Annotated in this window: 18 protein-coding genes; 15 read left to right on the top strand and 3 right to left on the bottom strand. The window is 69.5% G+C overall.

The annotated features are described in order from the left end of the window. The first annotated feature begins 312 nt into the window (after positions 1 to 312). Genes GSY69_RS00615 through GSY69_RS00645 form a run of 7 tightly spaced genes read left to right on the top strand, consistent with a single transcriptional unit; the run spans position 313 to position 9,283 of the window. Positions 313 to 2,442, top strand: coding sequence for a hydantoinase/oxoprolinase family protein (locus GSY69_RS00615; protein ID WP_160951983.1), 2,130 nt, complete (start codon positions 313 to 315; stop codon positions 2,440 to 2,442). Beyond that, positions 2,439 to 4,454: a hydantoinase B/oxoprolinase family protein gene (locus tag GSY69_RS00620; RefSeq protein ID WP_328698702.1), complete on the top strand. Its 2,016-nt coding sequence runs from the start codon at positions 2,439 to 2,441 to the stop codon at positions 4,452 to 4,454. The genes GSY69_RS00615 and GSY69_RS00620 overlap by 4 nt, the downstream gene beginning before the upstream one ends. A gap of 7 nt (positions 4,455 to 4,461) precedes the next feature. After that, a complete protein-coding gene (locus GSY69_RS00625) occupies positions 4,462 to 5,409 on the top strand; it encodes a carbamate kinase (RefSeq protein WP_160951984.1) in 948 nt (315 codons plus the stop codon). A 13-nt stretch (positions 5,410 to 5,422) separates the two neighbouring features. Further along, entirely contained in the window at positions 5,423 to 6,094 is a 672-nt protein-coding gene (locus GSY69_RS00630; RefSeq protein ID WP_268892131.1) for a nucleotidyltransferase family protein, read from the top strand. After that, positions 6,087 to 7,010, top strand: coding sequence for an AAA family ATPase (locus GSY69_RS00635; protein WP_160951986.1), 924 nt, complete (start codon positions 6,087 to 6,089; stop codon positions 7,008 to 7,010). Before GSY69_RS00630 ends, GSY69_RS00635 begins: the two co-directional genes overlap by 8 nt. After that, positions 6,967 to 8,124, top strand: coding sequence for a VWA domain-containing protein (locus tag GSY69_RS00640; RefSeq protein WP_160951987.1), 1,158 nt, complete (start codon positions 6,967 to 6,969; stop codon positions 8,122 to 8,124). Before GSY69_RS00635 ends, GSY69_RS00640 begins: the two co-directional genes overlap by 44 nt. Then, the gene (locus GSY69_RS00645; RefSeq protein WP_160951988.1) at positions 8,117 to 9,283 is read left to right on the top strand and encodes an XdhC family protein; all 1,167 of its coding nucleotides are present in this window, start codon (positions 8,117 to 8,119) and stop codon (positions 9,281 to 9,283) included. Before GSY69_RS00640 ends, GSY69_RS00645 begins: the two co-directional genes overlap by 8 nt. Positions 9,284 to 9,341: 58 nt before the next feature. On the opposite strand, the gene GSY69_RS00650 is transcribed toward GSY69_RS00645, so the two are convergent. Continuing rightward, positions 9,342 to 12,362, bottom strand: a complete 3,021-nt coding sequence (locus tag GSY69_RS00650; protein WP_160951989.1) for a bifunctional FdrA/YlbE family protein — start codon at positions 12,360 to 12,362, stop codon at positions 9,342 to 9,344. A 22-nt stretch (positions 12,363 to 12,384) separates the two neighbouring features. Then, positions 12,385 to 13,188: an oxamate carbamoyltransferase subunit AllH family protein gene (locus GSY69_RS00655; protein WP_160951990.1), complete on the bottom strand. Its 804-nt coding sequence runs from the start codon at positions 13,186 to 13,188 to the stop codon at positions 12,385 to 12,387. Positions 13,189 to 13,301: 113 nt separating this feature from the next. On the opposite strand from GSY69_RS00655, the gene GSY69_RS00660 reads away from it, so the two are divergent. The 8 genes from GSY69_RS00660 to GSY69_RS00695 all read left to right on the top strand — a co-directional run bounded on the left by GSY69_RS00660 (position 13,302) and on the right by GSY69_RS00695 (position 22,785). Further along, positions 13,302 to 14,981, top strand: a complete 1,680-nt coding sequence (locus GSY69_RS00660) for a PucR family transcriptional regulator (protein WP_160951991.1) — start codon at positions 13,302 to 13,304, stop codon at positions 14,979 to 14,981. A 200-nt stretch (positions 14,982 to 15,181) separates the two neighbouring features. Continuing rightward, complete coding sequence (locus GSY69_RS00665; RefSeq protein ID WP_202410703.1) at positions 15,182 to 16,654, top strand: uracil-xanthine permease family protein; 1,473 nt, start codon at positions 15,182 to 15,184, stop codon at positions 16,652 to 16,654. Positions 16,655 to 16,660: 6 nt separating this feature from the next. After that, positions 16,661 to 17,575 (top strand): FAD binding domain-containing protein, encoded by a 915-nt coding sequence (locus GSY69_RS00670; protein WP_160951992.1) that lies wholly within the window; start codon positions 16,661 to 16,663, stop codon positions 17,573 to 17,575. After that, complete coding sequence (locus tag GSY69_RS00675) at positions 17,572 to 18,030, top strand: (2Fe-2S)-binding protein (RefSeq protein WP_160951993.1); 459 nt, start codon at positions 17,572 to 17,574, stop codon at positions 18,028 to 18,030. The genes GSY69_RS00670 and GSY69_RS00675 overlap by 4 nt, the downstream gene beginning before the upstream one ends. Next, positions 18,027 to 18,215 (top strand): hypothetical protein, encoded by a 189-nt coding sequence (locus tag GSY69_RS00680; RefSeq protein ID WP_160951994.1) that lies wholly within the window; start codon positions 18,027 to 18,029, stop codon positions 18,213 to 18,215. Before GSY69_RS00675 ends, GSY69_RS00680 begins: the two co-directional genes overlap by 4 nt. Then, complete coding sequence (gene cutA, locus GSY69_RS00685; RefSeq protein WP_160951995.1) at positions 18,212 to 20,659, top strand: aerobic carbon-monoxide dehydrogenase large subunit; 2,448 nt, start codon at positions 18,212 to 18,214, stop codon at positions 20,657 to 20,659. Before GSY69_RS00680 ends, cutA begins: the two co-directional genes overlap by 4 nt. Positions 20,660 to 20,683: 24 nt before the next feature. Next, positions 20,684 to 21,343, top strand: coding sequence for a CoxG family protein (locus GSY69_RS00690; RefSeq protein ID WP_160951996.1), 660 nt, complete (start codon positions 20,684 to 20,686; stop codon positions 21,341 to 21,343). Then, positions 21,340 to 22,785 (top strand): amidase, encoded by a 1,446-nt coding sequence (locus GSY69_RS00695; protein ID WP_160951997.1) that lies wholly within the window; start codon positions 21,340 to 21,342, stop codon positions 22,783 to 22,785. The genes GSY69_RS00690 and GSY69_RS00695 overlap by 4 nt, the downstream gene beginning before the upstream one ends. Positions 22,786 to 22,936: 151 nt before the next feature. Here the strand turns inward: GSY69_RS00695 and GSY69_RS00700 are convergent, their stop codons facing one another. Further along, on the bottom strand, positions 22,937 to 23,329 hold the full coding sequence (locus GSY69_RS00700; RefSeq protein WP_160951998.1) for a universal stress protein: 393 nt from the start codon (positions 23,327 to 23,329) through the stop codon (positions 22,937 to 22,939). Between the last annotated feature and the right edge of the window lie 127 nt (positions 23,330 to 23,456).

Consider the following 23,456-nt stretch of genomic DNA (forward strand, 5'->3'; position numbering starts at 1 on the left):
CGTGGGCACCGGCCGAACTGACCGAACCTGCTGGCGAAGCCGTCGGCCGGATGGCGAGCGGGGAGCGGCCGCTGCGGGGCAGTGCGGGGTGCTGCGCACTGCCCCGCCCCGCACTGTTGCGGTGGCACCGGGACCGGTGTGCACAGGCGGACACCGGGGACTCCCCGTTCCGGGTGCCGGCGCAATTGTCGACGAAGGCCTCCCGAGGGTTCAGCAGATTGTGCCGGTGGAGTGATCTGCGCCACGGGGAATGATTGGGGTCATTGTTCCCCTCGTCGAACACGGCGCTGCCGCGCACCCGGAAGGACACAGATGCCGCAGGAGAATTCGCGAATCCGGATCGGAATCGATACCGGGGGCACGTTCACCGATGTGGTGGCGTTCAACGAGGCCACCGGCGAGCTGACGACCACGAAGACGCCATCGACGCCCAGCAACCCCGCCGATGGGTTCATCAACGGCATCGACAAGGTGCTGGGCATCCTGGGAGCGTCCGGTGAAGACATCGTGGCGGTCAGCCACGGCACCACGGTTGCGACCAACCAGCTCCTCGAGGGCAAGCTCGAGAAACTGGGCTTCATCACGACCGAAGGTTATGAGTTCGTGCTCGAGATCGCCCGGCAGGCGGTGCCGGATGGCTACGGCAACTCCTACTTCTGGGTGAAGCCCGACCGCATCGTTCCCGCTGACCTCGTCAAGACGGTGGGCGGTCGAATGGACTTCGAGGGCACGGAGGTCCGGCCATTCGATGAGCGTCAGGCCCGCGAGACCGCGCAGTGGTTCAAGGACCGCGGCATCAACACCCTGGGTGTGAACTTTCTGCACGCCTACGCCAATCCCGCCCACGAGCAGCGGATGCGGGAGATCCTCGAGGAGGTCCACCCCACTGCGATCGTGTCCCTCAGCTCGGAGGTGCTGCGGGAGTACCGCGAGTACGAGCGCTCCATGACCACACTGGTCGACGCGGCCGTCAAACCCAAGGTGTCGGCCTACGTGACCAACATCCATGAGCGACTCGACGCATACACCGGGACCGCAGCGGGCAAGCGGGAGGCCATTCCCTTCTACATCATGAAGTCCAACGGAGGCGTGCTCTCCGCCGACGAGGTCATTCACCAGCCCATCACCACCGTGCTCTCCGGTCCAGCGGCGGGAGCCCTCGGAGCCGGGCTCATCGCCCGAGAAGCCGGCTTCGATAAGGTCCTCACCTGCGACGGAGGAGGAACCTCCACGGATGTCACTGTGGTCCTCGATGGCGAGCCCGCGCTCACGACCGAAGGTTCGGTGGGCGCGTACCCCTCGAAGATCCCCATGATCGACGTCGTCACCGTGGGCGCCGGGGGCGGGTCGATCGCGTGGACGACTGCGGAGGGCCAGCTCAAGGTCGGCCCCCAATCCGCAGGCGCCGACCCGGGGCCGATCTGCTACGGCAACGGTGGTACTGAGCCGACGATCACCGACGCCCACGTACTGCTGGGGCGCATCCCTCCGCATCTGCTGGGGGGTGAGATCCCCCTCGATGCCGAGGCGGCACGCAGCGGGATCGCCGCTCTCGGCTCGCGCCTGGGACTGAGCACGGAGAAGGCGGCCACGGGAATCCTCGAGATCTCCGCGTGGAACCAGGCGAACGCGCTCCGCCAGATCTCGGTCAAACGCGGGCTCGACGTGCGCGACTTCATGCTCACAACCTTCGGCGGTTCGGGCTCCCTCCTCGCCTGCACCCTCGTCGACATCCTCGACCTCGCCGGGGTCGTGGTGCCCCTGAATCCCGGGAACGTCTCCGCATTCGGGCTGCTCACGGTCGACGTGAAGAACGACTACGTGCAAACGCACGTTTCCCGCGATGACCGGTTGGACCTCGAGGAAATCGGCGCCGTGTTCACCGGCCTGCAGGACCGCGCCACCCAGGCGCTGCGCAACGAGGGGTTCGCCGATGACGACCACGTCTTCGATCGCTCCGTTGACCTGCGCTACTTCGGCCAGGCATTCGAGGTGCGGGTGAATGCGCCGCAGGGGGCCATCTCGCGCGAATGGGCGGACGCGGTGACCCGGGCATTCCATGCCGAGCACCGCCAGCTCTACGGCTACGACTTCGCAGACGCGGACGATCAGCACGTGGAATGGGTCAACCTGCGCGTCTCCGGGGTAGGGCCCATCACCCGCCCGGCAACCCGCAGCATCGCAGCCGCCGAAGGGGCCGCGCCGCTCGCGGAACGGGCGCGCACGGCCACGCGTGCCGTGTGCTTCGACGCCGCCGACGGCTATGCGGACAGCGAGGTCTACTGGCGGCCCGAGCTCTTGGCGGGTGACCGCATCCACGGCCCCGCCATCATCGAGGAGTTCGGCTCCACCGTTCCCCTTCACCCCGGTTTCACCGCCGCGATCGACTCCGCCGCGAACATCATCATCACCCGCAGTACAGGCCAGGAGGCAGCACAGTGACGTCTACGCAGCAGACCTATTCGGGTTCGATGCTCGGCGAACAGCCGCTGACCGGTGATGCCCTCGCGGCCTACATCGCCGCCGAGCCGATCAACCCCGCTGGCCTCCCCACGCCCTACCAGCACGGCGAGCGACTGACTGCCGCGGGCACGACGGTCGACCCGATCGTGGTGGAGATCGTGGAGGGAACCCTTGCGAGTGTGGAGATGGAGGTCGAGACCGCCATTTCCCGCACTTCGCGGTCCCCGATGATCCGCGACGCCCACGATTTCCGTGCCGGCATCCACGACAGGCAGCTGCGGAAGCTGACGGGGCGGTCCTACTCCGCACTCGTGCATCCCGTGGTCCGGGATTTCCCCATCGAGGAGATGAGGGAGGGCGACGTCTTCTTCCACAATGACGTCTACGAGTCCGAGGGCGGCATCGGCCACCTCCCGGACATGTGCGTGACGGTGCCGGTGTTCTCCGATGGGAAGGTGGTCTGCTTCGTCCAGGCCTTCGGACACCACGACGACATCGGAGGAGCCTGCCCGGGTTCGATGCCCTCGGGTGCGACGAGCGTGTTCGAAGAGGGCCTCATGATCCCGCCCATCAAACTGTGGGATGCCGGCAGGCCCAACCGGGCCGCGCTGAGGATCATGACGCGAAATTCGCGGATGCCCGATTCGCTCTCCGCTGACCTCGACGCCGAATGCTCCGCCTGCCTGATGGGCGCCCGGCGGCTGGGCGAGCTGTTCGCCCGCTACGGAGTGGACACCGTCGAGGCCGCGTTCGACACGATCCTCGACAACACCACCGAGATCTACCGGCGGGAGATTCTTTCGAAGATCCCCGATGGGCAGTACGTGTGGGAGGACTATGCGGAGCACGATGGAGTCTCCGACCCCATGCTCCATACTCAGCGGATCACGCTGACGAAGGTCTCGACGGGGGGGCCCGATGACGGGCCACGGCTCATCGTCGACTTCACCGGCACTGCCGCCCAGGCAGCGGGGCCGATCAACCACTGCGGCGACTACGTGGGCGGGAACTTCCTCAAGAAGTGGCTCGCCCCCATTCTCCGCAACCTCGCCGACAGCCCCGAGCGGATGGCGGAGCTGGACGTCAACGAGGGCATCGTGCCGCTCATCGAGATGCGATTCCCCGAGAAGGGAACGCTGCTCACCCCCGTGTTCCCAGGCCCCACGAATGCGCGCACCTTCGTGATCCTTCGCCTGCTGGGCGTCCTTGCGGGCGTTGTGGCGAAGGCCGTCGATGGGCAGATGCCCGCTGACCAGGAGACGATCCGCTATACCGGCGTCTATGGCAAGGACCGGGACGGGAATGACTACCTCATGCGCGAGGTGCTCGGCGGTGGGTCCGGTGGGCGCTATTACGCGGACGGGGAGGACACGATCCACGTGGTGCCCGACTCGCGCAATCTCCCGACGGAATTCACCGAATCGCGCTTCCCCTTCCGGGTGGAGCGGCTCGGTCTGGCCCAGGACTCCGGCGGCGCCGGCCGCTACCGAGGCGGGCTCGGCTATGAGAAGCACATCCGCATGCTCAAGGATGGGAACTTCATGTCGATCGCCGACCGATCCATCCTCGCGTGCTGGGGAGTCAAGGGCGGCAAGGCAGGCAGGCCGTTCGAGGTCACCATCGAACCCGGCGGCGCCCATGAGCGCACGGTGGACGCGCTTGCCGATGCGGAGCCGATTGCCGCAGGTGAGGTAGTGCGGATCCGCACGACGGGCGGCGGGGGATGGGGCGACCCGCTGGAGCGCCCCTACGGCGAGGTGCTGCGCGACGTGCAGTGGGGCAAGGTCAGTGCTGATGGAGCGCGCGACTCCTATGGGGTCGTGATTTCCGGTGCGGCGGACAACATCGCCGTGGACGCGGCGGGCTCGGACGGACTGCGTCAGCGGATGCGGGCCGAGCGCAGCGCTGCAGAGCCCTTCTTCGACCGTGGGCCCGGCTTCGCCGCCCTCAGCGGCGACGGTTCGCAGGCCCCTGCGGTCGACTGGGTGTGAGACGCCCATGAGGGTTCTGGTCGCACTGGGCGGCAATGCGATGACCGGCCCCGACGGCGACGCTTCACCGGACAGCCAGCGTCGCGCCATCGCGGGAGCCGCCGTGCACCTGGCGGACCTCGTGGCTGCCGGTCACGAGGTCGTCGTCTCCCACGGCAACGGACCGCAGGTGGGCAACATCATGCGCAAGAACGAGCTCGCCGCCTCCGAGCTGCCGCCGGTCAGTCTCGACTGGTGCGGTGCGCAGACCCAGGGCACCCTGGGCTTTACGCTCGTCAATCGCATCGAGAAGGAGCTTGGCGCGCGGGGAATCGAGCGCGGCGTGGTCGCGCTCATCACGCGCACCGTCGTGGATCCGGAGGATCCGGCATTCGAGAACCCGGTCAAACCGGTCGGCTCCTACCAGGATGCCGAGCACGCGCGCGCGATGACGGCGCACGGGCAGGTGTGGAAGGACTTCGGAGCCCGGGGATGGCGACGCGTCGTGGCCTCGCCGACTCCGCTTCGCATCCTCGAGACCCCCACCGTCGAACTGCTGGCCGATGCCGGCTGGGTGGTCGTGGCGGCCGGCGGCGGCGGCGTGCCCGTCGTGCCCGATGGCACGGGCTACAACGGAGCATCGGCTGTCATCGACAAGGACCTGAGTGCGGCGCAGCTGGCGATTTCTGTCGGGGCGGATCGGCTGATCATCGCCACGGACGTGTCGTGCGCCGTCGCGGGGTTCGGGACCGCCTCCGCGCGGGACATCGGCCCGATCACGGCAGCGGAGCTGCGCGGGATCAGCGAATCGGGCACATTCGCCTCGGGTTCCATGGGACCGAAGGTCGAGGCGGTGCTCCGCTTCGTGGAGGCCGGCGGCCCGGTCGGGGTCATCGCCGCCCTCGATGCTCTTCCCGAAGCCGTGGCAGGCGCCGCGGGGACAGTGGTCACGGCGGTCGCCGGCGCGGCCGACTAGGATCGTCCAGATGATGGCGACCTCCCGCCCGCGGCTCAGTGCGGTGCTCCTAGCGGCCGGGGTGGGTTCGCGGCTGGGCTGTCCCAAGGCGCTGCTGCGGATGCCGGACGGCACGCCGCTCATCGCCGAGCAGTCCCGCAGAATGGCTGCGGTGGAACCGCTCGAGTCGATCGTCGTGCTCGGAGCGCGGGCGGGCAGTGCCGTGCCGCTGGTGCCGCACGGTGTTCGTACGGTGATCTGCGAGGACTGGGCCCGCGGGCTGTCGGCCTCACTGCGCGCGGGGCTGTCAGCCGCAGCCGCCGGTGCCCCGTCGGCCGTTCTCGTCATGCTCGCCGACCTTGTCGACGTTCCCGCAACCGCGCACGCCCGGCTGGCGGGTGCCGTCGTCAACGGCACCGCCCGTCCGCCTGCCGAGGCGCTCGCCAGGTGTGCGTGGAATGGGCACCCGGGGCACCCCGTCGTCTTCGGCGCGGGGCTGTTGGAGGCGGTGATGGCCAGCGCCAGCGGTGACACCGGTGCTCGTCGCTACCTGCGCGAGCACGCGGCGCAAACCGTCGCAATCGAGTGCGCCGATCTCCTCGCACCGGGCATGAGCGGCGGGTTCGATATCGACACCCGTGAGGCCGCAGAGCAGCGGGGTATGCGCATCCCGGCGCCCGAAAAAGGAGTGGAAGCACATGGTTGAGCGGCACGACCCCGCCCAGGCCGCAGGCGATGGGGTGCTTTCTTCTCCGGCCGCCGTGCGCCAGGCACTGGCCGCGCAGGGCTATCTGGCCGAGCCCGATCTCTCCGCAGCCTGCTTTCTCGCCTCCCGCCTGACCCGCCCGCTCCTCTGCGAAGGACCGCCCGGAGTGGGCAAGACGAGTCTGGCCGCCGCCCTTGCTGCCCTGACCGGTGGCCCGCTCATTCGGCTCCAGTGCTATGACGGCCTCGATTCCACTCACGCGCTGTACGACTGGGACTTCGCCGCGCAGATCCTCCATATCCGTACGATCGAGGCGCAGGCGAAGGCCCTGGGGCGGCCGATCGGCGCGCGGGAGCTGGCAGACGAGCTTCACGACCGCCGCTTTCTGCTGGCCCGGCCAGTGCTGCAGGCACTCGAGTCGTCGACCGAACGCGGCAGAGCGGTGCTGCTCATCGACGAAATCGATCGCGCCGACGACGAGTTCGACGCGCTCCTGCTCGAGGTCCTCTCCGAATGGTCGGTCACTGTGCCCGAGTTCGGCACCATCACAGCGGCGATTCCTCCGCTTGTCATCCTCACGTCCAACAGGACGCGCGAGCTCCACGACGCACTGCGGCGGCGTTGCCTCTACCACTGGTTCGCCCAGCCCGACGCCGACCAGGAGGAGCGCATCCTCGCCCAGCGCGTCCCCGAATCCGCAGCTCGCCTGCGCGCGGCGGTCGTCGCCGAGGCCGGCCGACTGCGCGCCGCCGGTCCGGCCAAGCCTCCAGGCACGGCCGAGACGATCGACTGGCTGCGGGCCCTGAGTGCCCTCGGGGTCGAGGAGCTCCATCAGCCCGCCGCGCGCGCAGCGCTGAGCGCAGTGCTCAAGGATGCCGACGACGTCGCTCGGTTCGGCGGTGACGATCGTGCCTGAACTCGCGGGTGTGCTCGCCGCCTTCGCGGGGGATCTGCGACGTGCGGGACTGCCGGCGCCACCGAGCGCCGTGGCAGACCTCCAGGCGGCCGTCGCCGAGGTGGGCCCACTCGATCGGGCACGGGTGTGCGCCGCTTCGCGGGCGGTGATCTGTCGGGACCCCGAACAGCTCGCGGTGCACGATCGTGTTTTCGCCCGCTTCTTCGCCTCCGGCGCGCCGCCGTTCGTGCGCTCCCGCGCGCAGGTCGAGGTCCCGGAGCCCGCCGCCGCTCAGGCTGGGGGCCCGCCGCCCGCCGGAGTCGGGACACAGGACATGCAGGCAGGGGCCAGCCGGCGGGAGATCCTGCGCCGTGCGGATCTGGGGCGCTCGGAGCTGCGCGGAGAGGCGGTCGAGTTGATCGACGAAGTCCGGTTCGGCCCGGCGCTGCGCCGCACTCGGCGCCTGCGCCGTGCACGTGCGGGGCGGCCGGAGCTGCGGCGGGTGGTGCGCCAGCTCCTCCGCAGTGAGGAATTGGAGCGACTTCCCCGACGCGCCCCCGCGCAGCGGGCCCGGCGGGTGACGGTCATCTGCGATGTGTCGGCTTCGATGGAGCAGTGGATGGCCGCGAGCCTGCGCTTCGCGCGGCGGGCCGCACTCGAAACGGGAGCTCGCTGCTTTGCCGCCGGGACCCGCCTCAGTGAGATCACCGACATGCTGAGGTCCGGTGCTGCGAGCCCCGCCATTGCCCGCGCGCGCGAGGCGGTTCCGGACCTCGGAGGCGGAACCAGGCTCGGTGACGTCCTCGCAACCCTGCTAGCCGAGCACTCGACGGCCGTCCGGGCCAGCGTCGTCGTCCTCATCAGCGACGGGTGGGAGCAGGGAGACTTCGCCGCCCTCGAGGCCGCATCGACTCGGCTGCGGCGGCTCGCTCACCGCTTCGTCTGGGTGAACCCGCGGTCTGGCCGTGCCGGATTCTCCCCGGCGGCGCGTGGCATGAGGCTTGCCGCCGCGCAGGCGCACGTGCTCATTGCCGGCACAGACGTGCGTGATTGGCAGGCGGCGGCCGATGCGATTTCGGCCTTGCGGCTCTCCACCGGAGCGAATCGGGTGAGCGGGGCGGTCGCCGATGCCTGATATCGCTGCGGAACTGCTCGACTGGCTCTCCTCAGGGCGCAGGTGCGCGGTGGCGATCGTCGTCGAGACGTGGTCATCCGCCCCCCGTCCCCCCGGTGCGATGATGGCCGTGGCCGACGATGGCACCGTGCTGGGCTCCCTCTCCGGCGGGTGTGTGGAAGGGGCGGTGCACGAACTCGCGCTCGCGTGCCTGGACAGCGGCACATCGGAGATCGCCCACTATGGAGTCAGCGATGACGAGGCGCTTTCCGTGGGGCTGGCCTGCGGTGGCAGGCTCGACGTGCTCGTTGTGCCCGTAGGCGATCGCGTGCGCACCGCGCTGCGCTCATTCCTCGCGTGTGCCGGCACCGCGCCAGCCGCCCTCGCGCTTCCGGTGCCGTTCGCAGCGCACGGGGAGCTCGCAGACGGTGACGAGGCTGCCGGAGCACCGCCGGACGGTCCTCCAGTGGAACCGATCGAAGGAGCGGTCTTCGTCTCCGCGCAGGAGCAGGCGGGCGGTGTCGGCCCCGAGCGGCTCACCCGACATGTGATCGAGGACGCGCGGGCCATGATGCGCCTCGGGCGGACGGGCATTCGCGAGTACGACGCCACCGGTCGGCGTTTGGGGGCGGGCACCCGCATCTTCGTGACGACGACCGCTCACCCCCCGAGGCTCGTCGTGTTCGGCGCGATCGACTATGCCGCAGCGCTGACGGAGATGGGGCGCTTCTTGGGGTACCGGGTGACGGTGTGCGACGCGCGCCCGATCTTTGCCACCCAGGCTCGGTTCCCCGCCGCCGACGAGGTGGTGGTCGCCTGGCCGCACCGCTACCTTGCGCAGGAGAGGGAGGGTGGCCGCATCGATCCCAGCACTGTGCTGGCGATCCTCACCCACGACCTCAAGTTCGACGTCCCAGTGCTGGAGGAGGCGCTGCGGTCGCGGGCGGGATTCATTGGGGCCCTGGGCAGCCGCCGAACCCACGAACGCCGCCGGGCGGTGCTCGAGGAGCGGGGGACGGCACCCGATCAGCTGGCGAGGATCAGCGCACCGATCGGCTTGGACATCGGGGCGCAGACCCCCGAGGCCACCGCCGTGTCGATCTTCGCCGAGGTGCTTGCCCGTCAGAGCGGTGCGACAGGACGGCCGCTCAGCCGACTCCGCGGGCCGATACACCGCTGAGAACCCCCCGCGGGATGCGCGCCTGCCGGGTGCCGGATCCGAACGAGCACGGCGCTGCTCACCCCGCGGATGCGGCTGTGCGGTCGCGCTCCCCCGTCGCACGCGCCAGTTCGGAGGCCGCCTCGGTGAAGCATTCCCACGGCGGGGTGACGAGCCCCGCACCGACCTGACCGACACCGGCCACCCGCCCGGCCATTCCGGTGTTGATCTGCGGCAGCACGCCCGTGCGGAGAACCGCGACGACATCGATGCCGCTCGGCACGCCGCGGAACTCGAGCATCGGAATCTGGTGGACGGGGTGCTCTCCCGCAGTGATCTCGTACATCCGCCGGGTGGTCTCGACGGCGAATGCGACGTCACCGCCCACCAGGCGGACGACCGCCGGGGCCGCGGCCATGGCCAGTCCGCCGATGCCCGCGGTCTCGGTGATCGCCGAGTCGCCGATGTCGGGATTCGCGTCCTCGGGGCCGTAAGAGCCCAGGTAGAGGCCGTCGGCGACCTGTGCCGGCCCGGTGAACCATGTCGGACCGGCGCCCGCCGTCTGCACACCGAACTCGGTGCCGTTCCTGGCCATCGTGACGATGAGGGAGGATCCTGGGATGTCCTTCGCGGCCGCCATCGCGAGCTTGCACGTGGGCATGACGAGGTTCAGGGCGAAGTAGTCATTGGCGCCGAGGAAGCGGCAGACCTCGGCCAGCTGCTCGGCTGGCCACTGCAGGCCCAACAGGTCGGGCATGAGATCGCGCAGGAACAGGAGGGTCGCCGTGCGATTGCGGTTATGGCCCTCGTCGCCCGACTGCAGCATCTGCGAGACATAGCTCTTGGTGTCGATGGGTCCGTGCGACTCCACTGCGCGGGCGAGTACGGGGCCGAGGACGTCGCGCATCCAGCGCAGGCGGTCGAGTACCTCCGGGCCGTTGGCCCCGTAGCGCAGAACCTTGCCCAGACCCTCGTTGAGGGAGCAGTAGGCGCGATTGCCGGAGACCGGGTCGCGCAGCTCGAACATCCACATGGACGGGCTCACCACACCGGCCATCGGGCCGACCGCGTCCCTGCTGTGGCACGGCGCCGTGGTGAAGGTCCCGGCGGCAAGCCCGGCTTCCGCTTCCGCCAGGGATTCCGCGAGGCCCTCGAAGACGACCGCGCCCGCGAGTGCTCCGCGCATCGGTCCGGAGGCATTCTCCCAGCGGAGCGGGGGCCCAGAGTGGAGGAATTCGTGATCTCGCAGCCCGAGGCACTCGCGAGCTGGCCGGAGGCCGATGAGCTCGGCACCGGCGCCGAGCATGCGCTCAAGGGCGAGGGCATTCGCCGTCAGTCGGCGCGGGTCCGCCATGATCGCGAAGATCTCGGCAGGGTCGGCGCTGGGCGGCTGCCAGGACACCTCCGCCACCTCGATCGCCTGATCGCGCAGCGACTGTGCGAAGAGCCCAACGCCGCAGTTGACCGCGATCAGCTCCGAGCCGAGCAGACCGCGCAGCGGCTCCTCCCCGGTCGACGCTCCGTCGGGCATCCGGTGCTCCGCGGGCCTGTCGGGGCCGGGGTCCTGCGCCCACCCCTGCGTGTCCGCACTCGAACCGGTGCCGGCGCCGGCGCGCGCGCCGTCGACCAGCGCGAGCGCCTGCCGCACTGCCTGTGAGTTCGACGCGAATACCTGGGCTCCCGCGTTGACGAGTGCCGCCGCTGTCGCCTCGAGATCCTGCGGATCGTCGGTGGTTCCGATGAGGCTCACCAGCACCGGAAGTTCGCGTCCACGGGCGGCCGCGGCGCTGCGCGCATCCGAGATCGCCGCGGCGAGTTCGGCACCGGGCGAGGGGTGGGCGCCGTGGCCCAGCACGAGGTCGAGGAGCAGAACTCCCGCGTTCTCACCCTGCTCGCGAATGGCCGCCAGGCGCAGGCTGGGGTCGATCATCGGATGCGCCCTGCCCTCCGTCATCGAGTCGTCGCCGAAGTCCACGATCGCGTGCCGGCCGGCCGGCAGGTTACTGCCGCCGATCTGCGGGGCCCCGGGAAGGGGGATGTTCGAGGCGATGGGCCCCAGTGACCGGCTGGCGATGAGCATTGCCTCGTCGGCGAGGGTGCCGCCCACGAAGAGCCCCACGAGGGGGCCGTCGGGAGTGCACTGCGCGGCCTTGCCCCACACGGGCCACTCGACGGCCTCGTGGCCCGCCGCTTCGAGCGCGGCCTCGACACCGGCGGTGAGGTCGGGGGAGTCCGGACCGAGTACGGCCCAGCTGACCGGGACGCCGAGGTCGGCGGCGAGTGCCTCGAGCCGGCCGACAACCGCGGTGTCCGCGGGCTTCGAGACCACGATGATGCGCTCGGTCCGGGCATCGGCGGCAAGCGCCCTCATCGCCTGCGCGGCGGAGGCCCCGCCCACCTCTGCGCCGAGGTCCCTCCCACCGGTTCCGAGCAGGTGGGAGACTCCGGTGCCTGCCGCGGCCAGGAGGGTGGCGACCTGCTGGGAACCGGTCCCCGAGGCGGCGACGATGCCGAACGGCCCCGGGGGGACGGTGTTCGCGAAGCCGAGTCCGACGCCGCCGATCATCGCAGTGCCGCAATCGGGGCCCATGAGAAGGAGGTCGCGCTCGCCCGCGATTCGCTTGAGCTCGACCTCGGTTGCGACGTCGACGTTGTCGCTGAAGAGGAGCACGGAGCAACCGGCGTCGAGCGCGGCCAGAGCTTCGATCCCCGCGTACTCGCCGGCGACGGAGACGACGGCGAGGTTGGCCCCGTGACGGTCTGCCGCACTTTCGACTGTGAGCGGAGGCTGATCCTGCCCGCCGGGCCCTTCCGATGCCCGGGCAGCCCGCGCGAGTTCGTCGAACGCCGCCTCGAGTTCGGTGCGGGCCGCCGCGAGGGCCTGTTCGCCGTCACCGCGCACGGCGATGACGAGATCCCCGGGGCCGACGTCTCCGGAGACGTCGAAGCCGGCCGCGCGCATGAGGTCGAGATTGAGGGGGGTTCCCATGCCGATCAGCGCGTCGCTGATCCCGGTGGTCCGCTTCACTCGGGCGGAGACCTGCATGAGGGCGACCGAGTCATAGTAGACGCCGGTGCGGGCGTCGAAGAGATCCGACATGGAACTTCCTTGTCTGTGGGGGTCAGGCGACGCGAACTGCGGGGCCGGCTTGGGAGCTGTGCGCTGCTGCGAGGCCGGTCGCACCGGCCAGCAGGTCGTGCCCTGACGTGCTGCCGATCTGATCGGCGAGCTCAAGGAGCTCTCCCGACGAGGTTGGCCGGTCCGCCGTGCACAGGGCCCCGGCCGACCGGGGCCGGCACACGAGGGCAATGAGCCGGGCGGTCTGCGGCAGGCACCACCCGTCGAGCGCCGCTGCGAGCAGTGACGCGGAAAAGGGGCTTGTACGGTGCAGCAGCGGGCTGACCGCGCGGCGGAGCCGTGCCAGCCGGCGTCCGTGGCCCAGGCACCGCAGCGCGAGCGCAGCACCGCAGAGGGCATCGTCGCCCGAGGGCGTGCTCCCCGGCCCCAGGCCGACCAGGGCCCTCACGGCCGCTGCCGTTGCCACCCGATTGCAGGCCGTCTCCGGTGCTAAGAGCTGCGTCGCCAATGTGCGAACGAGGCCCGGGAGCGCTTCGACTCCGGTGCGGTGGCTCGCGGCCGGCGGTTCCATCGCCGGCGGGGACTTGACCGTCGGCGCCAGCGCCACGCGTGCGGGGGCCCATCGGCGGCCCGTCGCGATGGTCAGGTCAGCGATGCGCATTCGAGGCCCGGAACCGGTGTTCGAGAATTGGATCGGAGTGCCGGAGCGCAGCCCGAGGAGGTCATCTGCGTCGAGCGCGGGAACAAGGATCCCCGTCGGCAGGCGCAGGGCTCGGGCGCCTAGGACCGGGACGATCCGGCCGGCAGCGTCGAGGGCGTAGAACCCCCTGGTGAAGACCTGTGCCACGGTGCCGGGGCCCGGGACCGGATCCGCTCCGGCAAGGGGGGAGGCAGCACCGACGAATGTACGTGATGTGGGCCTCATTCGAGCAGGCTACCGTGGGCTGTTAGCGTCAGCGCATGTCAAAGAATGCCGAAAATGCCGGCGATCCCGTCGAGAAAGCGCCTGGCGCACCCGGTGATTCGGCAGACTGGCTGACCGTTGAGGATGTCCTCGTCCTCCCCACCATGGCCGGTGCTCAACTCGTAGCCGGCGGCGGGGGACTGCATCTGCCCGTCGAGCTGACGAACGTCATGGAGGTGCCGGACATCCTGCCGTGGGTGAAGGAACGGGAGCTCCTGCTCACCACCGGATACCCGTTGCGCGAAAAACCGGAGGAGCTCAGCGGGCTGCTGCGCCGACTCAAGGAGCGCGGTGTGTCCGCGATCTGCATCAAACCCGGTCGCTACCTGGAGGGAATTCCGGCCGGGGCGCTTGAGACGGCCGAGGAAATCGATCTGCCGCTCATCAGCCTCGGCGACGGCGTGGGCTTCGACGAGATCATCCACGATGTGCTCACCCACAGCCTCGCGCTGCAGTCGCGCCAGATGCGTCGCACCGAGCGGACGCTGCGCGAACTCGTCGATGTCGTCATCCGCGGTGGTTCGCTCGAGGATCTCTGCGCTGCGCTGGGGGAGCGCGTGGGGGCCGGTGCCGTCATCACCAGCGTCGACGGCCGTGTGCGGACGGCGAGTCAGCCTCCCGCGCACTCCGCACCGCTGACCGCCCTGCCGTGCTTCGACGGCTCGGGCCGTTTCATCGTCGAAGCCGAGGCGGCCGGGGAGGCACGCGGGAGCGGCCCGCTGTGGTGGGGGAATGTTCGCATCGAGGCGGGGGCTCGGTCGCTGGGCCACATCGCCGCATTCGCCGATCGGCCCCTGACCGCGGCGGATTTCCATCTCATCGAGCAGACTGCTGCAGCGGCCGCCCTCGTGATCACCCGCGACCAATCGATCGCCGCGGTGGAGAGCAAGTATCGCGCCGATTTCGTGCTCGAGGTGCTCCGCGGGCACATCACCTCGGCAGAGCAGGTCCTGGCCCACGCGGGATCGCTGGGCTGGCGCCTCGACCGGCCGCTGAGCGTGGCGGTCGCGGAGATCGACCCGGAGACGGATGGCACGGAGGCGGAGAACAAGCGCACCATGCAGGAGCTGTTCACCGCGGCGTGGACGCGGGTGGTCTCCCACGACGACCCGCAGGCGGCCGTGGTGGGCTCGGGCGACCAGGTCATCCTCCTGCTCCGGGCGGAGCCCGCGGAGCAGATCCTGGAGCGCCTGCGCGGCTACAGCGGTGAGGTCAGGGGACAGGGAGGAGGCGGCCGGCGGGAATTCTCCGTTGGCGTCTCGCGCCCAGCGGACCACGTGGAGCGGCTGGCCGGTGCGTATCAGGAGGCGATGCGCGCGGTGGAGGTCGGTCGCCAGCTCAGTCACGGCCGGGGTCTGAGCCATTTCGATTCACTGGGCGTCTACCGCCTGCTCCTGCAGGTGGGCGAGCAGGAGGAGCTGAGGCGATTTGCGCGCGAAGTGCTCGGACCGCTGGCCGATGACGACAGGCCGGAGAATGCTGGGCTGCGCGAGACCCTGCAGGCGCTGCTCGACCACAGCCTGAACGTGGCCGAGACCGCCCGTGCCCTCTTCTTCCACTACAACACTCTGCGGTATCGCATCACGAAGCTCGAGCGGATGGTGGGCCCGTTCACCACCGACCCGAATCTCAGGCTCGCGCTCGCTCTGGCGCTGCAGATCACCCGGTTGCCCTAGTCTGCGCGGTTGCCCGGGTGAACATGTTCGGCCGTGAAGACCGGTCAATATTTGGCAGGATCTGACGTGATGCAGACCTCATTCTGGGCCTAGAGTCGAACGATAGCGCTCGGCACCGCACCTCGGCCGGGCCTGTGGTGGGTCGGCGGCAGCCGGATCCCGCGGAATCCAACACCGCGTCCTGAGCAGGGGAGAAGATCATGGGGATGTTCGCGTGGAAGCTGCACGGCGACGGCAGGCACGTGGGCCCGAACGAGGTGGTCGCTCCGGACGAGCGATTGTCGTGGGGCCGCACCGTGGGGCTCGGCATCCAGCACGTCTTCGCCATGTTCGGCGCGACGTTCGTGTTCCCCGTCATCATGGGGCTCAACCCGCAGCTCGCGGTCATGATGAGCGGTGTCGGCACGATCATCTTCCTTCTCATCGTCAAGGGCAAGGTACCCAGCTATGTGGGTACGTCCGCCGCCTTCGTCGGGGGCGTCGCAGCCGTGACCGCCCAGGGCGGAACGCCTGCGGAGGTGACCGGCGCCATCCTGGTCTCCGGCATCGTGCTGGCGCTCGTGGGCGTCTTCATCCACTTCGCGGGAGCCGCCGCCCTGACGAAGGTGCTGCCTCCCGTTGTGACCGGTGGTGTCGTGATGCTCATCGGCTTCAACCTGGCCCCCGTCGTCGCGCAGACCTATTGGCCCCAGGACCAGTGGGTGGCGCTCCTGGTGATGGCGTTCGTCATCCTCTTCTCCGTCTGCGTCCCCGGTTTCCTGGGGCGCATCGCCGTCTTCCTCGGACTCGTGTTCGGCTATGCGCTCTCCTGGGTCTTCGACATGGTCTTCGGGCAGATCACCGCGTTCAATGCTGTGACCGGGGCCGTGGACACCCACTTCCGCGTCGACTGGTCAGGGGTGCAGTCCGCTGCCTGGGTGGGCTTTCCTCCGCTGAGCGATCCGGCAGCGGGGATCGTCGGCATCCACCTGCCGGTGTTCAACGCCGCGGCGATCATCGTCATGCTCCCGGGCGTCATCGCGCTGGTCGCGGAGAACGTCGGGCACGTCAAGGCCGTGGAGGAGATGACGGGGCGCTCCCTGGACGGCTCCATGGGACGCGCGGTGATCGGCGACGGTGTTGCGACAGTCGTCGCAACCGCCGTCGGAGGGTCCCCCACGACCACCTACGCGGAGAACATCGGCGTGATGGCCGCGACCCGCGTGTACTCGACGGCCGCCTACTGGGTGGCCGCGATCGTCGCGATTCTCTTCGGGCTGTCCCCCAAGTTCGGTGCGCTCATCTCCGCGGTGCCCGGTGGTGTGCTGGGAGGGATCACGGTCGTGCTCTACGGCATGATCGGGATGCTCGGCGCCAAGATCTGGATTGAGAACAAGGTCAACCTCGCGACGCCCCTCAATATGGTGCCCGTCGCCGCTGGCCTCATCCTGGCGATCGGCGGCGTGAGCCTGAAGTTCTCGGACAAGTTCACGCTCTCCGGCATCGCACTCGGCACCATCGTGATGGTGCTTATGTACCATGTAGCGCACTGGCTTGCACCGAAATCGCTGGTCAGGGCGTCCGAGGCGGATGCTGGTGGAACGGCGATCACGGTCGGCCGAGAGGGCCAGGAAGGCCGTATCGGCGAAGAACTGCAGCACGACCATGGGCGCCACGCCAGGAGAGTCGAGTGATATTCCATGAAACCTTCCCCCTTCACCATGCACCGCCCCACCACGCTCGACGAGGCACTTGAACTCCTCCGCGCCTACGGAGCGAAGGGAAAGGTCATCGCCGGCGGACAGAGCCTGGTGCCGGTGCTCAACATGCGACTCGCGGCCCCGGAGCACCTCATCGACATCACGGCGCTGACCGGTCTTGACGGGATCTCCGTGGCCGAGGGGTCCGTCGAGGTGGGTGCCCTCGTGACGCACCGCAGGCTCGAGCGGAGCCCGGAAGCGCGGGCGGCCCAGCCCCTGCTGCGGGCGGCACTGGGCTGTGTGGCGCACCCGGCGATCCGCAACCGGGGAACGACGGTGGGCTCACTCGCGCACGCGGACCCGAACGGCGAGATGCCGGCGATCCTCGCGCTCACCGGCGGCTGGGTGACCGCACGCGGTGATTCCGGAGAGCGCAGGATCGGCTGGGAGGACTTCAACGTGGGCCCGCTGGAAACGTCCTTGGAGCCGCACGAGCTGTTGACGAGCGCGACCTTCCCCGCCCTGGCACCGGGCCAGCGCGGTGGCTTCAAAGAGCTGACCCGAAGGACGGGGGACTACGCCCTGGCCGGTGTGGGCATGATTCTGACCATAGAGAACGAGACGATGACGGGCCTGCGCGCATCGTTTGTCTCGGTCACCGATATGCCGGTCGTGGTGGACCTTGGCGAAGCCGTTGCGGGGGTTCCGGTCGCCGCAGCGGATTCCGCAGCCCCCGCCGTCGCGGCCGCCGTGGAAGCATGCGTTGACCCCGTCGGAGATATCCATGCCACCGCCGACTACCGGCGTCGCCTGGCCGGCGTGCTCGCCGGGCGGCTGCTGGAGGAATTGGCCCAACCGCCCGCCGGGTCCGCCCAGCCGCGCGATTCGCTCGCCCCCGCAGAAGGAGCCGCATGACCGTCGCCGAACCGCACACGACGCTCCGACTGAACGTCAATGGAATCTCCCACACCGTGGAGGTGCCCGACCGTCGACTGCTGTCCGACGTACTTCGTCACGACCTTGGGCTCACAGGCACCCATGTGGGCTGTGAGCACGGGGTGTGCGGTGCCTGCACGGTGCGCTTCGACGGAGCCCCGGTTCGCTCGTGCCTCGTGTTCGCCGCGAGCGCGCAGGGCCATGAGATCACCACGGTCGAGGGCATCGGCAGGGATCCCGAGCACCCCTCCGACGTGCAGCAGGCGTTCATCGACTGCCACGGCCTGCAGTGCGGGTTCTGCACCCCGGGCTTCATCACGACCATCGACGCGTTCCTGGATGAGAATCCAAACCCTTCGGAGGATGAAGCCCGAGAAGCGGTTTCGGGAAACCTGTGCCGCTGCACGGGCTACCAGAACATCGTCGAGCCGTGAGCCGCGCCGCCGAACTCAGGCGGGGCCATGGCCCCCGCGCCGCCGGCTCGGACCCGAACGGCACCGCGCCGGCCGACCGGCCAGGAGCCGGGGAGGGCAGCGAGGTCACCGGCGAGGAGCAGGAGGCGGCGCGCGACGCCGCGGAGGTTGTGGAGCACCTCGGAAGCGGACAGGAGCGGCGATGACGACCCGGATGTTCGGCCAGAAGGTCGCGCGCCGCGAGGACCCCCGCCTCGTCACCGGCAACGGACGCTATCTCGATGACCTGGGCGCCGGTGCGCTGGCCGCGGCGTTCGTGCGCAGCCCCCACGCGCACGCGGACATCGTCGACATCGACGTGTCCGGGGCCATTGACGTTGAGGGTGTGATCGCCGTCTGGACCCACGAGGATCTGCCGGGCCAGGCCGCGGAGCGTCTTCCGATGCTCCTTCCGCACCCGTCGATCGTCGCACCGATGACGGGTTTTGCGCTGGCCAAGGACCACGTGAACTTCGTGGGCGAACCGATTGCGATGGTGATCGCAGAAGACCGCTACGTGGCCGAGGATGCGGCCGGCAGGATCGAAGTCGACTACGAGTTTCTGCCCCCGGTTGTGGGTGTGAGGCAGGCCCGCGCCGCGGAGCGGACCGTGCACGAGTGCGCCCCGGACAATGTCGCCGCTCACTACGTGCAGGAGGTCGGCGAAGCCCCGGCGAGCATCGATGCAGCTGCGCATGTGCTCGAGCTCGAACTGGATATCGAACGCAGCGCCTGCATGCCCATGGAGGGCAAGGGCGTTCTCGCCCAGTGGAATACCGATGACGAGAGTCTCCTCGTGCACTCGTCTACGCAGACGAGCACCGGCCTGCGAGCCGCGTTGGCGGCCAAGCTCGAAGTACCGCTGACGAAGGTGGAGGTCATCGCGCCCGATGTGGGCGGGGCCTTCGGGGTGAAGATCAACCATCCATGGCCGGAGGAACTCGCCGTGGCCTGCGCCGCCCGTGCCCTGCGCGTGCCCGTGAAGTGGACCGAGGACCGGCGCGAGCACTTCATCTCATCGGCCCACGAGCGGGCGCAGGTGCAGCACGTGCGGGTCGGCTTCGACGACGACGGGCGCATTCTGGGGCTCGACGTGAAGTTCTGGCACGACAACGGTGCCTATCTGCCGTACGGCGTGATCGTCCCCCTGAATACCTCCACACACGTCATGGGCCCCTACGCCGTGCCTGCGTACCGGTGCGAATACTGGTCGCTGTACACGAACACCGTCATTGTGACGCCCTACCGGGGGGCGGGGCGCGCCCACGCGGTCTTCATGATGGAGCGCACGATGGACGCCATCGCCGACCGCCTGGGCCTCGACCGTGCGGAGGTGCGGCTGAACAACTTCGTCCGCGAGTTCCCCCACCCGATGGGCGTCGTCATGCAGGATGGCGCCGAAGGGTGTATCGACTCGGGTGACTTCGTCACTTCGATGGCCAAGCTCAAGGCCCTCGTGGGATGGGATGAGTTCCGGGAGTATCGGGAGCGAGCCCGTGCTGAGGGCCGCCGGGTCGGGCTCGGGATCGGATGCTATATCGAGAGCACGGGTGCCGGGCCCTATGAGGGCGGGCACATCGAGGTCGAGACGTCCGGACGCGTGAACGTCTGGACGGGGCTGACCACACAGGGCCAGGCGCACGCGACCGTCTTCGCCCAGATCGTCGCCGACGAACTGGGCGTGCCGATGGAAGATGTGCACGTCATCACCGGCGACACCCGGAAGATGCCGTATTCGGTGGGGACGTGGGGCTCGCGCGGCGGTGTCATGGCAGGCAACGCGCTCCATCTGACCGCCAAGAAGGTCAAGGCGAAGGCACTGCGCATCGCCGCGGAAGCCCTCGAGGCGTCGCCGGAGGATCTTGAGATCGTCGACGGCATGGTGGGCGTCAAGGGCGATCCGAGTTCGGCCATGCCGTTGGCGGCCGTCTCGGTGCTGTCGAATCCGCTGCGCTACGCGTTCGACGAAAGCGCCAAGGCAGCCACTCAGTTCGCCCGTCCGGCCAAGATGGACGCGCCGCCTGTGGCACCGGGGGATGAACCGGGTCTCGACGAGCAGGACTTCTTCTCGCCGATGCGCTCAACTGTGGCGAACGGCATGCACGCCGCGATCGTGGAGATCGATCCGGAAACCGCGGACATCTCCGTGCTGCGCTATTGCGTGGTCCACGACTGCGGGCCGATGATCAACCCCATGGTGGTCGAAGGACAGGTGCACGGGGGAGTGGCGCAGGGCATCGGGGGAGCGCTGTACGAGCGGATGGCCTATGACTCCGACGGCCAGCTCCTCAATGCCTCATTCATGGATTTCCTCATGCCATTCGCATCCGAGGTTCCCACGGTCGAGACCGATCATCTGGAGTCGCCCAGCCCGCTCAACCCGCTGGGGATCAAGGGGGCGGGTGAGGCAGGGACGATTCCGACCGCTGCCGTGATCGCCTCGGCCATCGAAGACGCAGAGGGGTTCGAAATCCGGCAGATGCCGCTGGACCCCTCAACGCTGTGGGAGCTGCGCCGCCACAGCGCCAACGGGGAGATTGACCGCCTGCGGCGCAGCGCACAGCAGACCGACGGGCCTGCTGCGAACGAGACCACCCGCACATCCGCGTGAACGCGGCGAAGCAGAGGAGAACCCGTGCAGATCATCTCGACGGCTCATATGAGCGCCGATCCGGATACCGCCTGGCGGGCCTTCCACGACGAGCGCATTCTGGCGAAGACCATTCCCGGCGTCGAATCGCTCACCCCGGCCGGGGAGGGTGCGTACGACGTCGTGCTGACGATGGGCGTCGCCGCGATCAAGGGCACGTACAAGGGAACGGTGTCGTTTTCCCAAGAGGAGCCCACTAGCGCGTTCGTGCTGAGTGCCAAGGGCTCCGGCGGACCGGGGACGATCGGCGCCGACATCGCGGTGCGGCTCGCCACAGCGCCCGACGGCGGCACGGACATCGACTGGACCGCAGATGCGATTCTGGGCGGTGCGATCGGCGGGGTCGGTCAGCGGATGCTCTCCGGCGTGGCGAAGCGCATCGCCGCGAAATTCTTCACGGACATCGACGCGGCCATTCAGGCCGGCCCCGAAGCCGCGGCGGCAGAACCCCAGCCCGATGCAGCCTCCCCGGCCCCGATCGGCTCCCCCGCTGCCGAGCAATCGCGCGGTCGGGCGGCTCCCGCGCCCGTCCTTCCCGTCCACGCCCCGGGGCGCGGCGTGGGGGACTTCGCGGTCGGTGCCGCAGTCGGGGCGGGTGCCGCGCTGCTCGGCGTGTGCATCGGGCTGCTTGCGGGACGCCGGTGACCGCAGTCGCGGACGAGCTTGCGTGGCTGTCGCTGCGGGAGCTGTCCGCCCTGCTGACCGCCGGTGAGCTCAGCGCGACCCAGACCGTCTCGGCGCACGTGGAGCGCGTCGCCCGGCTGAATCCGGCGCTCAACGCGGTTGTCACGTGGGAGCCGGAGACCGCACTCGCGAGCGCACGCGCGGTCGACGATGCGCGGGCAGCGGGGGTGCCGCTCGGTCCGCTGGCCGGCGTGCCGATGACGCACAAGGACACGCACGAGGTGGCCGGTATGCGCACCACCTGGGGCTCGCCCATCCGTGCCCACCACGTGTCCGAGCGGGACTGCCTCGTCGTAGCGCGCCTGCGCGCCGCCGGTGTGATCGCAACCGGCAAGACCAATGTCCCCGAATTCGCGGCCGGCGCGCACACGTTCAACCCCCTCTTCGGGACCACGGTGAATCCGTACGATCCGACCCGCTCGGCCGCCGGTTCGTCGGGCGGAGCGGCGGCGGTGATCGCCGCGGGCATTCAGCCCGCCGGCGACGGCTCGGATACCGGGGGCTCGCTGCGCTTGCCCGCCTCCTTCACCAATCTCGTCGGGCTCCGGCCGACCGACGGTTGGCTGCCCCACGCGATTCCGGAGAACCCGTGGGAGTGGCTGAGCCAAGACGGCTTCATGGCCCGTTCCGTGAGCGATGTCGCGCTGCTCATGGAGCTGTGCTCCGGTCCTGCCGCACTCGCCCCCCAGTCCAGGTGCGAACCGGGCGGCTTCACCGGGCCCGCGTTCGATGCGGACGCCGACTGGGAGCCTGAGCTGCGGACTCTGCGGGTCGGCTTCGCGCCTGATCTCGGGGGCCGCATCGAAGTCGAAGCCGAGGTGGCGGAGATCGTCGGTTCCGCGGCCCAGGTCTTCGACGATCTCGGAGCACGGGTTGCGTGGGAGGCCCCTGACCTCACTGCGGCAGCGGGAGTCTTCCGCGTGGCCCGGGCGTTCGAGTTCGGGTTCAACTACGGGTCGCTGCTCGACGCGCACGCCCAGCAGCTGAAACCCGCTCTGCGCGCGAACATCCAGGCCGGTCTCGACCTCTCCCGTGCGGACATCTTCGATGCGCTGCGTGAGCGCGCTCAGCTGCTGACCGCTATGGGCGACTTCTTCGCGCGCTGCGACGTTCTCGTCACCGTGACAAGCCAGGTGCTGCCGTTCGACTCCGATCTCGAATACCCGGCGGAGCTGAACGGAGCGCGGGTGACCGACTACCTGGCGTGGATGGAGGCGACGACGCTGATTTCGGCGACGGGCTGTCCCGCCGTGAGCGTTCCCGCCGGTTTCAGTGCGGCTGGGCTGCCCGTGGGATTGCAGATCGTCGGGCGGCCGGGGGTCGACGCTCAGGTGCTCCGAGTCGCGCGCGCATTCGAACTCGCAACGGGCTGGGGCCAGCGGAGGCCGGAACTCGCAGTCTGAGCCGCGCAGGCAGGCACGATCGGGCCAGTGCCAGTGCCAGTGCCGGTGCCAGTGCCAGTGCCAGTGCCGGTGCCAGTGCCGGTGCCTGGCGCTGGCGCGGGTGATCGCGTGCGCGGCCTCCTTGGTGCACCCGGAAGGCCGCCGCCCCGCCCTATGCCTTGACGGAGACCACGGGGATCGCGGACTCGAGGATGATCCGCTGGGCCTTGGAGCCCATGATGCGCTTGCCCACGGCGGAGCGGCGGCGCCCGCCGATCGCGATGAGGCGGATCTGCGGATCGGACTCGGCGAGGGCGAGCAGCTCGTCGACCGGGTCGTTGCCGCGGATGAACTGCTTGAGCTCGTAGCCGACGCCGGAGGCGCGCAGGCGGCGATCGGCCTCTTCGAGCTGGCTCGGCGTGGCGACGCCCTTCTCCTCGGCCTGCTCGCCGATGCCGGTGTTGATGACGATGAGCGGTTCGTCGAATGCGCGCGCCTGCTCGATCGCGAAATCGAGGGCCGCGTAGCCTTCGGGCTTGGGGGTGAAGCCGACGAGGACGGTCATGCTGTTCTCCTTGTGACGCAGGCGGGTCCGTTCGCGCCTGAGTGAACCTGGCTGGATGGGGGAGCAGCCGCCCGGACCGGCGCCGGGCGGGATATGGCAGTGAGGCAAGCATAGCCGCGCGGGCGGA

Source organism: Brevibacterium rongguiense (assembly GCF_009857845.1).
GTDB classification, from domain to species: domain Bacteria; phylum Actinomycetota; class Actinomycetes; order Actinomycetales; family Brevibacteriaceae; genus Brevibacterium; species Brevibacterium rongguiense.

What these genes read in the sequence shown, in the direction of transcription:
- GSY69_RS00615 (WP_160951983.1), top strand. Translation starts at nt 313, where the DNA reads ATGCCGCAGGAGAATTCGCGAATCCGGATCGGAATCGATACCGGGGGC.
- GSY69_RS00625 (WP_160951984.1), top strand. Translation starts at nt 4,462, where the DNA reads ATGAGGGTTCTGGTCGCACTGGGCGGCAATGCGATGACCGGCCCCGAC.
- GSY69_RS00630 (WP_268892131.1), top strand. Translation starts at nt 5,423, where the DNA reads ATGGCGACCTCCCGCCCGCGGCTCAGTGCGGTGCTCCTAGCGGCCGGG.
- GSY69_RS00635 (WP_160951986.1), top strand. Translation starts at nt 6,087, where the DNA reads ATGGTTGAGCGGCACGACCCCGCCCAGGCCGCAGGCGATGGGGTGCTT.
- GSY69_RS00640 (WP_160951987.1), top strand. Translation starts at nt 6,967, where the DNA reads ATGCCGACGACGTCGCTCGGTTCGGCGGTGACGATCGTGCCTGAACTC.
- GSY69_RS00645 (WP_160951988.1), top strand. Translation starts at nt 8,117, where the DNA reads ATGCCTGATATCGCTGCGGAACTGCTCGACTGGCTCTCCTCAGGGCGC.
- GSY69_RS00650 (WP_160951989.1), bottom strand. Translation starts at nt 12,362, where the DNA reads ATGTCGGATCTCTTCGACGCCCGCACCGGCGTCTACTATGACTCGGTC.
- GSY69_RS00660 (WP_160951991.1), top strand. Translation starts at nt 13,302, where the DNA reads ATGTCAAAGAATGCCGAAAATGCCGGCGATCCCGTCGAGAAAGCGCCT.
- GSY69_RS00665 (WP_202410703.1), top strand. Translation starts at nt 15,182, where the DNA reads ATGGGGATGTTCGCGTGGAAGCTGCACGGCGACGGCAGGCACGTGGGC.
- GSY69_RS00670 (WP_160951992.1), top strand. Translation starts at nt 16,661, where the DNA reads ATGAAACCTTCCCCCTTCACCATGCACCGCCCCACCACGCTCGACGAG.
- GSY69_RS00675 (WP_160951993.1), top strand. Translation starts at nt 17,572, where the DNA reads ATGACCGTCGCCGAACCGCACACGACGCTCCGACTGAACGTCAATGGA.
- cutA (WP_160951995.1), top strand. Translation starts at nt 18,212, where the DNA reads ATGACGACCCGGATGTTCGGCCAGAAGGTCGCGCGCCGCGAGGACCCC.
- GSY69_RS00700 (WP_160951998.1), bottom strand. Translation starts at nt 23,329, where the DNA reads ATGACCGTCCTCGTCGGCTTCACCCCCAAGCCCGAAGGCTACGCGGCC.